Origin of the sequence: Rahnella sp. PCH160 (genome assembly GCF_047784855.1) — a bacterium.
GTDB lineage: Bacteria > Pseudomonadota > Gammaproteobacteria > Enterobacterales > Enterobacteriaceae > Rahnella.
In genome coordinates this window covers 2,902,218-2,917,505 of record NZ_JBLOGT010000001.1, presented here as the reverse complement: position 1 = coordinate 2,917,505, position 15,288 = coordinate 2,902,218, and the positions used below count along the sequence as shown (strand labels likewise).

The 15,288-nt window shown below is 49.8% G+C and carries 14 protein-coding genes; 6 read left to right on the top strand and 8 right to left on the bottom strand.

Going from position 1 to position 15,288, the window contains the following annotated elements:
- Window positions 1–123 precede the first annotated feature (123 nt).
- The 3 genes from ACM5QY_RS13500 (at window position 124) to ACM5QY_RS13490 (ending at window position 1,153) form a co-directional block, all read left to right on the top strand.
- Entirely contained in the window at window positions 124–420 is a 297-nt protein-coding gene (locus ACM5QY_RS13500; RefSeq protein WP_104921630.1) for a YciI family protein, read from the top strand.
- A gap of 165 nt (window positions 421–585) precedes the next feature.
- Window positions 586–876, top strand: coding sequence for a TFIIB-type zinc ribbon-containing protein (locus ACM5QY_RS13495; protein ID WP_416121259.1), 291 nt, complete (start codon window positions 586–588; stop codon window positions 874–876).
- A 115-nt stretch (window positions 877–991) separates the two neighbouring features.
- Window positions 992–1,153: a YnfU family zinc-binding protein gene (locus ACM5QY_RS13490; protein WP_226790016.1), complete on the top strand. Its 162-nt coding sequence runs from the start codon at window positions 992–994 to the stop codon at window positions 1,151–1,153.
- Here the strand turns inward: ACM5QY_RS13490 and ACM5QY_RS13485 are convergent, their stop codons facing one another.
- Complete coding sequence (locus ACM5QY_RS13485) at window positions 1,154–1,336, bottom strand: YciY family protein (protein ID WP_015697085.1); 183 nt, start codon at window positions 1,334–1,336, stop codon at window positions 1,154–1,156.
- A 288-nt stretch (window positions 1,337–1,624) separates the two neighbouring features.
- On the opposite strand from ACM5QY_RS13485, the gene cls reads away from it, so the two are divergent.
- Entirely contained in the window at window positions 1,625–3,085 is a 1,461-nt protein-coding gene (gene cls / locus ACM5QY_RS13480; RefSeq protein ID WP_104921629.1) for a cardiolipin synthase, read from the top strand.
- 75 nt (window positions 3,086–3,160) lie between these two features.
- Window positions 3,161–3,490 carry an HI1450 family dsDNA-mimic protein gene (locus ACM5QY_RS13475; RefSeq protein WP_416122883.1) on the top strand — a complete coding sequence of 110 codons (330 nt, stop codon included), beginning with the start codon at window positions 3,161–3,163 and terminating at the stop codon, window positions 3,488–3,490.
- A 71-nt stretch (window positions 3,491–3,561) separates the two neighbouring features.
- On the opposite strand, the gene oppF is transcribed toward ACM5QY_RS13475, so the two are convergent.
- From oppF to ACM5QY_RS13445, 6 genes are all read right to left on the bottom strand, one after another.
- Window positions 3,562–4,566, bottom strand: coding sequence for a murein tripeptide/oligopeptide ABC transporter ATP binding protein OppF (oppF, locus tag ACM5QY_RS13470; RefSeq protein ID WP_416122882.1), 1,005 nt, complete (start codon window positions 4,564–4,566; stop codon window positions 3,562–3,564).
- A gap of 29 nt (window positions 4,567–4,595) precedes the next feature.
- Window positions 4,596–5,621, bottom strand: a complete 1,026-nt coding sequence (oppD, locus tag ACM5QY_RS13465; RefSeq protein WP_416121257.1) for an ABC transporter ATP-binding protein — start codon at window positions 5,619–5,621, stop codon at window positions 4,596–4,598.
- Between the two features lie 11 nt (window positions 5,622–5,632).
- Window positions 5,633–6,541 (bottom strand): oligopeptide ABC transporter permease OppC, encoded by a 909-nt coding sequence (oppC, locus tag ACM5QY_RS13460; RefSeq protein ID WP_416121255.1) that lies wholly within the window; start codon window positions 6,539–6,541, stop codon window positions 5,633–5,635.
- 15 nt (window positions 6,542–6,556) lie between these two features.
- On the bottom strand, window positions 6,557–7,477 hold the full coding sequence (oppB, locus tag ACM5QY_RS13455; RefSeq protein WP_416121253.1) for an oligopeptide ABC transporter permease OppB: 921 nt from the start codon (window positions 7,475–7,477) through the stop codon (window positions 6,557–6,559).
- Between the two features lie 187 nt (window positions 7,478–7,664).
- On the bottom strand, window positions 7,665–9,305 hold the full coding sequence (gene oppA / locus ACM5QY_RS13450; RefSeq protein ID WP_416121251.1) for an oligopeptide ABC transporter substrate-binding protein OppA: 1,641 nt from the start codon (window positions 9,303–9,305) through the stop codon (window positions 7,665–7,667).
- A 1,156-nt stretch (window positions 9,306–10,461) separates the two neighbouring features.
- A complete protein-coding gene (locus ACM5QY_RS13445; protein ID WP_416121249.1) occupies window positions 10,462–11,106 on the bottom strand; it encodes a YchE family NAAT transporter in 645 nt (214 codons plus the stop codon).
- Window positions 11,107–11,636: 530 nt separating this feature from the next.
- On the opposite strand from ACM5QY_RS13445, the gene adhE reads away from it, so the two are divergent.
- On the top strand, window positions 11,637–14,306 hold the full coding sequence (adhE, locus tag ACM5QY_RS13440; protein WP_416121247.1) for a bifunctional acetaldehyde-CoA/alcohol dehydrogenase: 2,670 nt from the start codon (window positions 11,637–11,639) through the stop codon (window positions 14,304–14,306).
- Between the two features lie 120 nt (window positions 14,307–14,426).
- Here the strand turns inward: adhE and ACM5QY_RS13435 are convergent, their stop codons facing one another.
- Window positions 14,427–15,035 (bottom strand): thymidine kinase, encoded by a 609-nt coding sequence (locus tag ACM5QY_RS13435; RefSeq protein WP_416121245.1) that lies wholly within the window; start codon window positions 15,033–15,035, stop codon window positions 14,427–14,429.
- Between the last annotated feature and the right edge of the window lie 253 nt (window positions 15,036–15,288).

Genomic DNA, 15,288 nt, shown 5'->3' with positions numbered 1-15,288 from the left:
TGCTTTGATCCCACGCAAAGCGCTTTCCCCCGGCTTCAGGTTTAGCTATGTTAATTCTGCAAAATGTTCCGGCAGCCCGTGGCGGCCCAAAATTGCTCAATAAAAACTCAATAAAGGTGACTCATGCTTTACGTTATTTATTCTGAAGACGTTTCCGACTCACTGGAAAAACGCACGCTTGCGCGCCCTGCACACATTGAACGCCTGAAAAAATTACAGGAACAAGGTCGCGTCCTGATTGGCGGCCCGACGCCTGCCATCGACAGCGAAGATCCGGGCGCGGCGGGGATGACCGGCTCCCTGCTGGTCGTCGAATTTGAAACGCTGGAAGCCGCTAAAGTGTGGGCTGACGCTGACCCGTATGTTGCCGCAGGCGTGTACAAATCCGTGACCGTGAAACCGTTCAAACGCGTATTCTGATTTCCGGCGGGCAGTTTCAGGCTGCCCGGCTTCTCTTCTTCGGCCCTTCCTGTCGTCTCTTTTAATCAACTTTACTTTTGCTTACAGCAATTGATTGTCTAAATACCCGGTTACCTGAACATTCACTGCATCACTTATTAATCAATACCGAGCGGAGAGCCCGATATGCAATGTCCTGTATGCAAAGAAAGTCAGTTGGTTATGTCAGAACGCCAGGGGATAGAAATCGACTATTGCCCGGATTGCCGTGGCGTCTGGCTCGACCGGGGAGAGCTGGATAAAATCATCGAGAAATCCGCCGTGATTCATCAGCCGGAACGCCCGTCAGCGACTCGCTACGAAGAACCGAACCGCCACGACGATCACCGTCCCCACAGCGGGCATGAAAACCGCGGAAATTATTCCTCGCAAAAGCCCTACAAAAAGAAGAGTTTCCTTTCAGAGCTTTTCGACTGAGTAACGGAAAGCACGCGCCATAGCCGAAACGCTCTGGCGTGATTTCCCAAAGCCGTCACATTGCTTTCATCCGTTGTGTGTTAGAATGCTTACCCCTGCCCACGAGGTAAGCATTATGTCATTCTTCGACGGATTGAAGTTTCTAACCAGTACGACCACGAAGGTCACCTGCCCGGAATGCGGTTTTGTTTCTGAACAGATGAGCGCAAAAGTGCGTAAAAACTCCACGCTGGTTTGTAAAAAATGTGGCGCGCTGTTTCAGCCTAAATCCCGCTAATCACGCATTCCATTCGTAGTTCACCGCATACAGTGACAAACGCTGATGTTGTTGATGATGGATCTGACGAATACGGTAGATATGACGATAGCGTCTCGACTGACCTTCCAGCCAGCGGCTTCTCCGGCGCTGAGTCTGGCGTAACATACGCCAGCGGCCGACTTCATTTTTACTGCGTTTCATTCACCTGTGTCCCGTGATGACCGTTCCTAACGGAAGCGTTTCTTAGCCGGAAAATTACTCATCGTAAAAAACTGCGGGGACATTATAGGCCGATGGGGTTGTGATCCAAGTCTTGTTTTTCCCTTATTCAGCGTTATCAGCTAACCTTGATGTCAGAACAGTGAAAGTTTTATTAATCGGCGACACATTTAAGAGGTAGCTGATTGATTGGTGGGATAAAACTGGTTAAAACTCCCCCCGGTCCCGTACACTTAATTCGATAGCTTGCGAACAGGATTTTTCGCCTTTATGACAACATTTTACACGGTAATCAGCGGACTTCTGGTTTTCGGTTACTGGTTACTCATTGCCGGCGTGACCTTGCGCATTTTGATGAAACGCCGTGCAGTGCCTTCGGCCATGGCGTGGTTGCTGATTATCTACATCATTCCGCTGGTCGGTATTATTGCCTATCTCTCATTCGGTGAATTGCATTTAGGAAAACGCCGCGCCGAACGCGCAAAAGCCATGTGGCCTTCTACCGCCCGCTGGCTGAATGATCTTAAAGACTGCAAACGTATTTTCGCCACTGAAAACAGCGAAATCGCCGCGTCGCTTTTCCAGCTCTGCGAACGCCGCCAGGGGATTGCCGGTGTCAAAGGTAACCAGCTGCAATTGCTGACGACCTGTGATGACGTTCTGAAAGCCATGATGCGCGACATCGGCCTGGCACGCAGTAACATCGAGATGGTGTTTTATATCTGGCAGCCCGGCGGACTGGTGGATCAGGTGGCAGAATCGCTGATGGCGGCGTCGCGTCGCGGTATTCATTGCCGTCTGATGCTCGATTCCGCAGGCAGCGTTGCATTCTTCCGCAGCCCATATCCGGCCATGATGCGCAATGCCGGTATTGAAGTCGTCGAAGCGTTACAGGTGAATCTTTTCCGTGTTTTCCTGCGCCGCATGGATTTACGCCAGCACCGTAAAGTGGTGCTGATCGACAACTATGTCGCCTACACCGGCAGTATGAATATGGTCGATCCGCGCTTCTTCAAACAGGACGCCGGCGTGGGTCAGTGGGTTGATCTGATGGCGCGTATGGAAGGACCGGTGGCGACCACCATGGGGATTGTGTATTCCTGTGACTGGGAGATTGAAACCGGTAAACGTATTCTGCCGCCAGAACCCGATCTCAATCAGATGCCTTTCGAGCAGGAAAGCGGCCACACCATTCAGGTTATCGCGTCCGGTCCGGGTTTCCCGGAAGATATGATCCATCAGGCGCTTCTGACTGCGACGTATTCTGCGCGTGAACAACTGGTGATGACGACGCCGTATCTCGTTCCAAGCGATGACTTGTTGCATGCGATTTGTACCGCCGCACAGCGCGGCGTGGACGTCAGTATTGTTCTGCCTATGAAGAACGATTCAATGATGGTCGGCTGGGCAAGCCGGGCATTCTTTGGCGAATTACTGGAAGCCGGGGTTAAGATTTATCAGTTTGAAGACGGCTTATTGCATACCAAAAGCATTCTGGTCGATGGTCAGCTCAGCCTGGTCGGCACCGTGAATCTGGATATGCGCAGCCTGTGGCTGAATTTCGAGATTACGCTGGTCATTGATGATGCCGGGTTCGGCGACGATCTGGGCCGTGTTCAGGAAGATTATATTGCCCGTTCGCATCTGCTGGATGTTGAGGCGTGGCTGAAGCGGCCTTTCTGGCACCGCATCGTCGAACGTTTGTTCTACTTTTTCAGTCCGCTGCTGTAAAAGCCGCGTCGGGCGTGATGTAATACGCGCAGTACCGGGTTGCATGAGCCCGAACACATTCATTTGTAAACGAGAATTAATATGGACCTGAATAATCGCCTGACCGAAGACGAAACGCTTGAACAAGCCTATGACATCTTTCTGGAGCTGGCCGGAGATAACCTTGATCCGGCAGATATCCTGATCTTCAATCTGCAATTTGAAGAACGCGGCGGCGCTGAATTATATGATCCGGCCGAAGACTGGGTTGAGCATGTTGATTACGACTTAAACCCGGATTTCTTTGCCGAAGTGGTCATTGGCCTGGCGGATGCAGAAGACATGCCAATTAATGATATTTTTGCGCGTGTGTTGCTGTGCCGCGAGAAAGATCACAAGCTCTGCCATATCCTCTGGAAAGAATGATCTGCCACTCCGGACGAAAAAAAACCTGCCAATGGCAGGTTTTTTTATGCGTCAGGTTTACCGCACGTTAATCAGAGTGGATCCACTTTAAGGCAGGAAACCGCATGGCGGAAACTGCCTTCGAGCAACGGACGGGTTTTCGCACATTCCGGCCCGGCAATCGGGCAGCGCGTACGGAACACACAGCCTGATGGCGGGTTAATCGGCGAAGGCAACTCCCCTTCCAGCAACTGGATGGTTTTGTTGCGTTCTTTGTCAGGATCCGGCACCGGCACCGCCGACATCAGGGCGCGGGTATACGGATGCTGAGGATTGTTGTACACCTCGTCATAGGTGCCCAGCTCTACCGCGTGACCCAGATACATCACCAGAACACGATCAGAAATGTGCTTCACCACCGCCAAATCGTGCGCGATGAAAATCAGTGACAGACCCATTTCACGTTGCAATTGCTGCAGCAGGTTGACCACCTGCGCCTGAATGGAAACATCCAGCGCCGAAACCGGTTCATCACAGATAATCAGTTTTGGCTCAAGGATCAACGCGCGGGCAATACCGATACGCTGACACTGACCGCCCGAGAATTCGTGAGGATAGCGGTTGATCAGGTTAGGCAGCAGCCCGACCTTCAGCATCATCGCTTTCACTTTTTCTTTCACCTCTGAACGAGGCATTTTCGGGTTATAGGTTTTCAGCGGCTCAGCGATGATCTCGCCGATGGTCATGCGCGGGTTCAGGGATGCCAGCGGATCCTGGAAAATCATCTGGATATCGCTGCGCGTATGACGCCATTCGCTGTCAGACATATTCAGCAGATCTTTGCCCAACCAGGCCACTCGCCCGTCTGTCGCTTTGACCAGGCCGATCAGCGCGCGGGCAAATGTTGATTTCCCGCAACCTGATTCGCCGACCACACCCAGCGTTTCGCCTTCGTAAAGACGCAGCGTGACGCCATCAACCGCTTTGAGCGTTTTGGACGGTTGCCAGAACCATTGCTTACCGTCTTTGATGTCGAAATGGACTTTCAAATCCGAGACTTCGAGCAGGACTTTTTTCTCCGGCGCGAACGAATTCATTGCCGCACTGTTCATTACTGTGTTGTCGGTCATACCAGTTCCTCCAGCGGCTTGAAGCAGGCACGTAAGCGACCATCACCGAAACGCTCAAGCGGCGGCGCAGAGGCACAAATATCCATGGCATGTGGGCAACGTGGCTGGAACGGGCAGCCTTTTGGCAGACGCAGCAGGTTCGGCGGGTTACCCGGAATGGTCAGCATCGCCCCGCCCTCGGCATCCAGACGCGGAACCGCATTGAGCAGGCCGATGGAATACGGATGGCATGGCTCATAGAACACGTCGCGTGCGCGGCCATATTCCATGGTACGGCCGGCGTACATCACCAGCACTTTGTCGCAAATACCGGCGACCACGCCCAGATCATGGGTAATCATGATAATGGCGGTATTAAACTCAGCCTTCAGCTCGTTGAGCAACGTCATGATCTGCGCCTGAACGGTCACGTCCAGCGCGGTTGTTGGCTCATCGGCAATCAGCAATTTCGGGCGACACAGCAAGGCCATCGCAATCATCACGCGCTGGCGCATGCCACCGGAAAATTCATGCGGGTACATTTTCATACGCTTGCGGGCTTCCGGCATTTTTACCGCGTCCAGCATGCGCACGGATTCTTCAAACGCCTCGCGCTTGCTCATCTTTTTATGCAGAACCAGGACTTCCATCAGTTGCTCGCCAACACGCATGTACGGGTTGAGAGAGGTCATCGGATCCTGGAAAATCATCGAAATCTGTTCTGCACGCAGCTTGTTCAGCTGCTTTTGTGGCAGATTCAGAATTTCACGGCCGTTGAATTTCGCCGTTCCGCCAATACGACCATTGCTGGCCAGCAGGCCCATCAGGGCAAAGGCGGTCTGGGATTTACCAGAACCGGATTCCCCGACGATACCGAGCGTTTCACCCGCGCGCAGATCGAAGTTAAGGTCATTAACGGCGGTAACATCGCCATCCGGCGTGTCGAAGGTAACGCGCAGGTCTCTGACATCTAAGAGAATTGGCGGTACATTACCTTCAGTGGTGGCAGGTGCTGCAAATGTGGAATGTTCAATTGTGCTCATGGTCGCACTCCTTAACGATCTTTCGGGTCGAGGGCATCACGCAGGCCATCGCCGATAAAATTGAAACAGAACAGAGTGACAACCAGGAAACCTGCCGGGAACAGCAGCAACCAGGGTGAAACTTCCATCGAGTTGGCGCCGTCGCTCAGCAACGCGCCCCAGCTGCTCAGTGGTTCCTGCGTCCCCAAGCCTAAGAAGCTCAGGAAGGATTCGAACAGAATCATGCTGGGAACCAGCAGTGACGCATACACCACAACAACACCCAGCACGTTAGGAACAATGTGACGCAAGACGATATTGCGCGTGTTCACACCACTCACCAGTGCGGCTTCGATGAATTCTTTACGTTTCAGGCTGAGGGTCTGGCCGCGAACGATACGCGCCATATCCAGCCAGGACACCATCCCGATCGCCACGAAGATCAACAGGATATTTTGCCCGAAGAACGTCACCAGCAGGATCACGAAGAACATGAACGGGAAGGAGTTGAGGATTTCCAGCAGACGCATCATGGCCGAGTCGATTTTGCCGCCCAGATAGCCGGACAAAGACCCGTACAGCGTTCCGAGGATCACAGCTACCAGCGCCGCGGCCACACCGACCATCAGGGAAATTCGCCCGCCGATTGCCACACGCACCAGCAAATCACGGCCAGAGGAATCCGTGCCGAAATAGTGGTGAGAGGCAAAATCAGGCGCGCCTGACATCATGTTCCAGTCAGTGTCGTCGTAGGCAAACTGCGACAACATCGGCGCAAATGTCACAAACAGTGCGATAAAGGCCAACACCACCAGGCTGGTGACAGCCGCGCGGTTATGCATAAACCGGCGTCGCGCATCCTGCCATAGACTGCGGCCTTCCACTTCCAGTTTTTCACTGAGATTTTCGACGATGTCGCTATTTTTTTTACTTAAGATCATTGACGTACTCCGGCATTAATAACGGATTTTCGGGTCGATGACGGCGTACAGCACGTCGACGATTGCATTGAACAGAATGGTCAATGCGCCCACCAAAATAGTCAGGCTGAGAACCAGCGAGTAGTCACGGTTTAATGCCCCGTTAACAAACAGCTGGCCGATGCCCGGCAATCCGAAAATGCTCTCGATAACCATTGAACCGGTGATGATCCCAACGAAAGCTGGCCCCATATAAGACAGTACTGGCAGCAGCGCGGGTTTCAATGCGTGACGCAAGATAATGCGATGCAACGGTAAACCTTTGGCGCGAGCCGTACGGATGAAGTTGGAGTGCAGAATTTCTATCATAGAACCGCGGGTGATACGCGCGATACTGGCAATGTACGCCAGTGAGAGAGCGACCATTGGCAGGATCATGTATTTTGCACCACCGCCATTCCAGCCACCGCCTGGCAGCCATTTCAGGGTAATCGCAAATATCAGCACCAGTAACGGCGCAACCACGAAACTGGGGATAACCACCCCGGTCATCGCGACGCCCATCACGGTATAATCCCATTTGGTGTTTTGATTCAGCGCAGCAATTACCCCGGCTGATACACCAAAGACAATCGCCATGATAAATGCCGCCAGTCCGAGTTTCGCTGAAACCGGGAACGAGGCTGCAACCAGATCATTAACGGTGTAATCCTTGTATTTGAACGACGGGCCAAAATCGCCTTTCGCCAGTTGTTCTAAATAGTGGAAATACTGCTTATACATCGGGTCATTGAGGTGGTATTTCGCCTCAATGTTCGCCATCACTTCTGGCGGAAGATTACGCTCACCCGTAAAAGGGCTGCCCGGTGCGAGACGCATCATAAAAAACGAAATAGTGATCAGAATGAATAGCGTCGGAATCGCTTCCAGACAGCGGCGTAAAATAAACTTTAACATTGCCCGTACCTGTTTCTAAGCCTGTCACTACAGCTTGATAGTTTATGGCTTGGTCACGACGGCCATCGGGTGATTACCGTCGTGCTGGCTCTTTGCTTCAGCACGAAAAATTCGCGCTAAAAACTTTACCTTCATCAAAATACAACGAGCAGGGCAGCTCGGGGATGCCCTGCTCTGCACTGATTAATTAGTGTTTGATGATGTACAGATCTTTCACGTAGACGTTGTCTTGTGGATCTTTACCGGTGTAGCCGCCAACGTAAGGTTTCACCAGACGCGCGTTCACGTAGTAATAAACAGGCACGATGGCAGAGTCTTTATCCAGCTGAGTTTCCGCTTTCTGGTACAGCGCAGCGCGTTCTTCGTCAGTTTTCACATTCAGAGTGTCTGCGATGTCTTTATCAAACGCCGGGCTCTTATAGTGCGCGGTGTTGTTGCTGCTGTCAGACAGCATGGTGTTCAGGAAGGAAGAAGGTTCGTTGTAGTCAGAACACCAGCCTGCACGCGCAACGTCGAAGTTGCCCTGATGACGGCTGTCGAGGAAGGTTTTCCATTCCTGGTTGACCAGTTTAACGTCAACGCCCAGGTTTTTCTTCCAGATGGCGGCCGCCGCGATCGCCAGTTTTTTATGCAGATCAGAGGTGTTATACAACAGGTCGAAAGTCAGAGGCTTAGCAGAAGTGTAACCTGCTTCGGCCAGCAGTTTTTTCGCCTGCTCGTTACGTTGTTCCTGTGTTTCCTTGAACCAGGCCGGAGGCGTCAGTTTTGCGCCATCGGTGTAAGGCGGGGTGTAGCCGTAAGCCGGCAGATCACCCTGCGCTTTCACTTTGTTCACGATGATGTCGCGATCCAGGCCCAGTTTCAGCGCTTCACGAACGCGGGAATCGGTGAACGGTGCTTTCTGGTTGTTGATTTCGTAGTAATAAGTACACAGATACGGGTCAACATGGACTTCGGTCGGGATTTCTTTTTTCAGTTTCTGGAACAGTTCGATCGGCATGTTGTTGTAAGTCATGTCGATTTCGCCGCTGCGGTAGCGGTTAACGTCTGTCACTTCAGAAGAGATTGGCAGGTAGGTCACCTGGTTGATCACCGTTTTAGCGTTGTCCCAGTAAGTCGGGCTGCGTTCCAGAACGATACGTTCGTTGACGGTCCAGGCTTTCAGGGTATACGCGCCGTTGCTCACGTAGTTTTCAGGTTGGGTCCATTTGTCGCCAAATTTCTCAACCACTTTTTTGTTTACCGGCTTCATCGCGGTGTGAGACAGCATTTTTACGAAATAGGGAACAGGTTCGGTCAGGGTCACTTGCAGGGTATGGTCGTCCAGCGCCTTCACACCCAGAGTATCAGGGCTTTTTTTGCCACTGATGATGTCATCAATGTTTTCGATGTGACCGTATTGCAGGTAGCTTTCGTATGGAGAAGCGGTTTTCGGGTCAGCCAGGCGCTGCCAGCTGTAAACGAAATCTTCGGCCGTGACAGGATCGCCATTTGACCATTTAGCTTCCGGACGCAGGTGGAAGGTCCAGACTTTAAAATCTTTATTTTCCCAACTGGTTGCCACGCCAGGGATGACGCTGCCGTCTTTGCTGTCGGTGTTAACCAGACCTTCAAGCAAATCACGAATTACGTTGGATTCCGGTACGCCTTCAACTTTATGCGGGTCAAGAGACTGAACTTCAGAACCGTTATTACGCACCAGTTCTTGTTTTGCAGCCAGTGTCACGCCAGCAGGCACATTGGCCGCAAATGCGTTATTGATTGAAACAGAGCCCACTGCAGCCATGATGCATGCAGCCAGCAGATTTTTTTTTGTGATGTTGGTCATTTTTTATTTAACTCCAGTTTTTATTATGAACTTGCACGCACGGGTGCAAGATAAACCCTTGCTGGGTCAATGGGTTTCAAAAGCAGGAACGAATTGCTCAAGAAAGGCCCCCCATGTAGTGCCATCCGCAGATGGCTGTCCCCTATTACTGCATGTTGCTACATCTCAGGTTTGTTGAAACGTCAGGCTTTATTCGCCGTGCGGTTTCCGGGATCGTTAAGGATGATCCCCTTCCATTTGATCACCCCGTTCGCACACCAGGTAATCACATTCTGTTATTTCTGCACTTCCCCCGAATATTTTCTTTTAACCCAAATTAAGGCGATAGAAAATCCGTGACAGCTAAGCGCTGTCATTCATTTTAATGAGAAGGTGTGCTGAAGATTTGTTTTGTTGAACTGAGAGAGCCAACGCCAGACGGTTAATTGTCGTCATCTCAATATCTGACTTTCTTTTCACAGAAAGCGAACGAGGATAATTTTGTGCTACGCATGATGACACGACACTCTCCAAAACAAATGAAATTGCTTCAATCTCTCTGTGCCTGGCAAGATTCGTTCTCACTCAAAGCATGACTCTAAACAAAATTCCATTTTTGAAGACGATTTGAAAATTATCAGAAGCCCGATACCGGCGCCAATAAATTTTGCAAATTTGTTACGTAATTCTCTTTTATGCGTTAAGCGTGTCAGAAGACCACCCAGTGCTTCACACCAGAAACAGTACCTAACCCTCTGTTATAAATTGAGTTAATCCACCATTTCATCCACATTTTTGTAAAGTAGGTTGTTCAGGAACTGCTCTGACACAATCAGTTAACAATGAGATGATTTCAAGGATAAAGCCCTGTTAACTGCTGTGTTAACACTAATAACATCTCGGTACGGCCTGCACAAGCCTTACAGAATGATGTGGGTAAATTAACGGCAATACGGGCAATAAAGAGCGGTATTTAGCGAACAATTAGCTAAGTTTATTAGTTTAAATGGAGACTTGGATTAAAAAGGAAGGTGAGATGTGAATTTACGCCACATTAGGGTGCAAATGCTCTCAATTGCGTCATTAGCTGCACTATATTAATGCACTGGATTATTAGAAGGGATAATAATTCTCACGGATAACGTTAATGTATCCGTGAGAATTAGCAGGCAAAGAATCAGAGCAAACCGGGGAAAATTGCTTTAATGCCGGTCACGATAAACTCGATGCCGAGTGACATCAGCAAAAGTCCCATGATACGGGTAATAACGTTGATGCCGGTTTGCCCAAGCAGGCGAACTAATAAAGGTGCCGCACGAAACAGCAGCCAGCAGCAAAACGCAAAGAAGATGATTGCAATAGTGAGCCCCAGCAGATTCTGCCAGCCGTTATAGCGGGAGCTCCAGACTATCGTCGAGCTTATCGCACCCGGCCCGGCCATCAGAGGTAATGCCAGCGGAACCACACCCACGTTTTCGCGAATTGCCGTTTCTGATTTCTCCTGTTTGTTCTGCTTATCTTCGCCCAACTTACCGCTGATCATCGACATCGCAATCGTCACAACCAGGATCCCGCCGGCAATACGGAATGAATCAATGGAAATCCCGAACAGGTGCAAAATCGCGTCACCCAGGAAAAGCGCAGTCGACAATATAATGGCCACTGACAGGTTTGCTGTCATGTTGGTCTTATTACGCCCCGCTGCGGCCTGATAGCTGGTCATACTGATAAACACCGGCAAGATCCCCACCGGGTTGACCAGTGCAAACAGGCCAACAAAAAATTTGATATACCCTGAAAAATCTAATAAAGATTGGCTCACGCAGAACTCCGCACAACTATGCCAGCAGATGAAGGTTTTGATGGGCGCTAATGTACTGGAATCGCCGTTAAGGCGCCACGCCGTTTCATAGTTTTTATCACCAGTTTTCCAAATAAATGCAGTGAATATGACTTTTGTTAAAATTGAGTTTTTTTATTGATAACTTTAGCTACAAAACTGTATTATCCATGGGCGAATTTGATAATTATTCTCAAAAACACCCTGCTGAAAGGTGTCAGCATCGGTATTTAGTGATCCAGATCAAATTCACTCTGCCCACAAATAGGTAAGCTCAGTTCATAGTCACTCAGCGTTACTTGAAGGAAAAATGCTCCGTGACGAAAGTGATTTAAAAGATATCGACTTTACCCAGTGCTTCACAACTGAAAGCTCTTTGAGCAAATAAAAGATAAAGACAACACATTGAGATCCTTAGCATTAATTAGTTTCTCACGGTGACTGTTAGCAGGTCTATACTAGTCTTTGGCAGATTATTTACTAAAAGAGTTTAACTTTATCAGGAGAGCATTATGGCTGTAACAAATGTCGCTGAACTAAACGCACTCGTAGCACGAGTCAAGAAGGCACAGCGCGAATATGCCAACTTCAGTCAAGAACAAGTAGATAAGATTTTCGCTGCCGCCGCTCTGGCTGCTGCCGATGCTCGAATTCTGCTCGCCAAACTGGCTGTTGAAGAATCCGGAATGGGTATCGTCGAAGACAAAGTGATCAAAAACCACTTCGCCTCTGAATATATCTACAATGCTTACAAAGATGAAAAGACCTGTGGCATTCTGGGTCAGGATGATACTTTCGGTACCATCACTATCGCTGAGCCAATCGGCCTGATCTGCGGTATCGTTCCAACCACCAACCCGACTTCTACTGCGATTTTCAAAGCGCTTATCAGCCTGAAAACACGTAACGGCATCATCTTCTCCCCGCACCCACGTGCAAAAAATGCGACCAACAAAGCCGCTGATATCGTGCTGCAAGCCGCTATCGCCGCAGGCGCACCAAAAGACATCATCGGCTGGATTGATGAACCGAGTGTCGAACTGTCTAACCAGTTAATGCATCACCCTGACCTGAACCTGATTCTGGCAACCGGTGGTCCGGGCATGGTTAAAGCAGCCTATAGCTCCGGTAAACCAGCCATCGGTGTGGGTGCAGGTAACACACCAGTCGTTGTTGACGAAACTGCCGACATCAAGCGCGTTGTCGCTTCTGTCCTGATGTCTAAAACCTTCGATAACGGCGTAATCTGTGCGTCTGAACAGTCTATTATCGTCGTTGACTCTGCTTATAACGCAGTGCGCGAACGTTTCGCTTCCCACGGCGGCTACATGCTGCAGGGCAAAGAGCTGAAAGCGGTTTCTGATATCATCCTTAAAAATGGTGGTCTGAACGCAGCCATCGTGGGTCAGCCAGCAGTGAAAATTGCTGAAATGGCCGGTATCAAAGTTCCTGCTAACACCAAAGTGTTAATCGGCGAAGTCAGCGTTGTTGACGAATCTGAACCGTTTGCACACGAAAAACTGTCCCCTACCCTGGCAATGTACCGCGCTAAAGATTTCGAAGATGCGGTAAACAAAGCAGAAAAACTGGTAGAAATGGGCGGTATCGGCCATACCTCATGTCTGTATACAGACCAGGACAACCAACCAGAACGTGTAAACTATTTTGGCAACAAAATGAAAACCGCACGTATCCTGATCAATACCCCGGCTTCACAGGGTGGTATCGGTGACCTGTATAACTTCAAACTTGCCCCTTCTCTGACGCTGGGTTGCGGTTCATGGGGTGGTAACTCCATCTCTGAAAACGTCGGTCCTAAACACTTGATCAACAAGAAAACTGTAGCGAAGCGAGCAGAAAACATGTTGTGGCATAAACTTCCGAAATCAATCTACTTCCGCCGTGGCTCACTGCCAATCGCGCTGGAAGAAGTCGCTGCTGACGGAGCGAAACGCGCCTTCATCGTTACCGACCGTTACCTGTTCAACAACGGCTATGCTGACCAGATCACCAGCGTTCTGAAAAATCACGGCATTGAAACCGAAGTGTTCTTCGAAGTTGAAGCAGATCCAACACTGAGCATCGTTCGTAAAGGTGCTGAGCAAATGAACTCCTTCAAACCAGACGTTATCATCGCTCTGGGTGGTGGTTCACCGATGGACGCCGCGAAGATCATGTGGGTGCTGTACGAACATCCAAATACTCAGTTCGAAGATTTGGCGCTGCGCTTTATGGATATCCGTAAACGTATCTACAAATTCCCGAAAATGGGCGTGAAAGCAAAAATGATTGCTGTCACCACCACTTCCGGTACCGGTTCTGAAGTGACACCGTTTGCTGTTGTGACCGACGATGCAACCGGTCAGAAATATCCACTGGCTGATTATGCGCTGACACCTGATATGGCTATCGTTGACGCAAACCTGGTCATGAACATGCCGAAATCACTGTGTGCATTCGGCGGTCTGGATGCGGTAACTCACGCACTGGAAGCATACGTTTCTGTACTGGCTAACGAATATTCTGACGGTCAGGCTCTGCAAGCGCTGAAATTGCTGAAAGAAAACCTGCCAGCCAGCTACAAAGAAGGCGCTAAAAACCCGGTTGCTCGTGAACGCGTTCATAATGCGGCAACTATCGCAGGTATCGCGTTTGCCAATGCCTTCCTGGGTGTCTGTCACTCAATGGCTCACAAACTGGGTTCTGAGTTCCATATCCCTCACGGCCTTGCAAATGCCATGTTGATTTCTAACGTGATTCGCTACAACGCCAACGATAACCCAACTAAACAGACTGCTTTCAGTCAGTATGACCGCCCACAAGCGCGTCGTCGTTACGCAGAAGTGGCAGACCATCTGGGTCTGGGCGCTCCTGGTGACCGCACTGCACAGAAAATTGCAAAACTGCTGAAATGGTTGGATGAAATCAAAGCGGAACTGGGCATCCCAACGTCTATCCGTGAAGCCGGCGTTCAGGAAGCAGACTTCCTGGCTAAAGTAGATAAACTGTCTGAAGATGCGTTCGATGATCAGTGTACCGGTGCTAACCCACGTTACCCTCTGATTTCAGAACTGAAACAGATTCTGATGGATACCTACTACGGTCGCGAATTCAGCGAAGAAGTTGCAGAAGAAGTTGTTGTTGCAGCGCCTAAAGCTGAGAAGAAAACCAGCAAAAAATAATCTGCTGAGATTCTGATAGCAAAAAACCCGCCGGAAGGCGGGTTTTTTATTTCCGGCAATAAACTTAACTAAACAATTCAGACTGATATAAACATTCGCGTCAAAAGCACTGTAACGACCTCAGACGGACGTTGAATCATCCTTTGTATCAATAGCAGCCATTGCCTCTTTGTAATGCTTACGGCATACAGAGACGTAGCTTTCATCGCCACCTATTACAACCTGCGCGCCGTCATGCAGCGCATTGCCATTTTCATCTAAACGCAGGTTACGGTTTGCCTTGCGGCCACAGTGACAAATGGTTTTAAGCTCAACCAGCTTATCCGCCCAGGCCAGCAAATATTCACTGCCCTCAAAAAGCTCGCCACGGAAATCCGTCCGCAGTCCGTAACAAAGCACAGGCACATCCAGGTCATCCACAACGTCTGTGAGCTGCGATACCTGCGCCTTGCTGAGGAACTGGCACTCATCTATCAGAACGCAATTCAGGCGCTGTGAGCGGTTCTCTTGCGCTATCAAGTCAAAGAGCTCGGTGTCTTTGTTATAAAGTTCTGCATCGGAGGACAGCCCGATACGAGAGCTGACTTTACCGACGCCAAAACGATGATCTAATTCAGCCGTTAACACCAGCGTACGCATACCACGTTCTTGATAATTATATGAAGATTGCAGCAACGAGGTAGACTTTCCGGCATTCATCGCCGAGTAATAAAAATAAAGCTGAGCCATGAAACAGTGACCCCATAATGTATTGGATGGCGTAAATTTTCGGCAGGTATTGTACCACACGCCAGCCAGCCTATAACAATAAGTACAAAGGGATTATCCCCTTTTGGCCAATGTGTCATTACATTTGAAAAAATCACAGAAACTTACAATCCGAGATTATAAAAGCATTAGATGATAATTAGTTAACCTAACTCATTACCGGCGTTTGCCCCCCTTATATGTTACAGGTTCGGCGTAATTGTATTGTCTATAC

Excerpts from the sequence above, each read along its gene's own strand:
- ACM5QY_RS13500 (WP_104921630.1), top strand. The coding sequence starts at position 124 with ATGCTTTACGTTATTTATTCTGAAGACGTTTCCGACTCACTGGAAAAA.
- ACM5QY_RS13495 (WP_416121259.1), top strand. The coding sequence starts at position 586 with ATGCAATGTCCTGTATGCAAAGAAAGTCAGTTGGTTATGTCAGAACGC.
- ACM5QY_RS13490 (WP_226790016.1), top strand. The coding sequence starts at position 992 with ATGTCATTCTTCGACGGATTGAAGTTTCTAACCAGTACGACCACGAAG.
- ACM5QY_RS13485 (WP_015697085.1), bottom strand. The coding sequence starts at position 1,336 with ATGAAACGCAGTAAAAATGAAGTCGGCCGCTGGCGTATGTTACGCCAG.
- cls (WP_104921629.1), top strand. The coding sequence starts at position 1,625 with ATGACAACATTTTACACGGTAATCAGCGGACTTCTGGTTTTCGGTTAC.
- oppF (WP_416122882.1), bottom strand. The coding sequence starts at position 4,566 with ATGAATTCGTTCGCGCCGGAGAAAAAAGTCCTGCTCGAAGTCTCGGAT.
- oppD (WP_416121257.1), bottom strand. The coding sequence starts at position 5,621 with ATGAGCACAATTGAACATTCCACATTTGCAGCACCTGCCACCACTGAA.
- oppC (WP_416121255.1), bottom strand. The coding sequence starts at position 6,541 with ATGATCTTAAGTAAAAAAAATAGCGACATCGTCGAAAATCTCAGTGAA.
- oppB (WP_416121253.1), bottom strand. The coding sequence starts at position 7,477 with ATGTTAAAGTTTATTTTACGCCGCTGTCTGGAAGCGATTCCGACGCTA.
- oppA (WP_416121251.1), bottom strand. The coding sequence starts at position 9,305 with ATGACCAACATCACAAAAAAAAATCTGCTGGCTGCATGCATCATGGCT.
- adhE (WP_416121247.1), top strand. The coding sequence starts at position 11,637 with ATGGCTGTAACAAATGTCGCTGAACTAAACGCACTCGTAGCACGAGTC.
- ACM5QY_RS13435 (WP_416121245.1), bottom strand. The coding sequence starts at position 15,035 with ATGGCTCAGCTTTATTTTTATTACTCGGCGATGAATGCCGGAAAGTCT.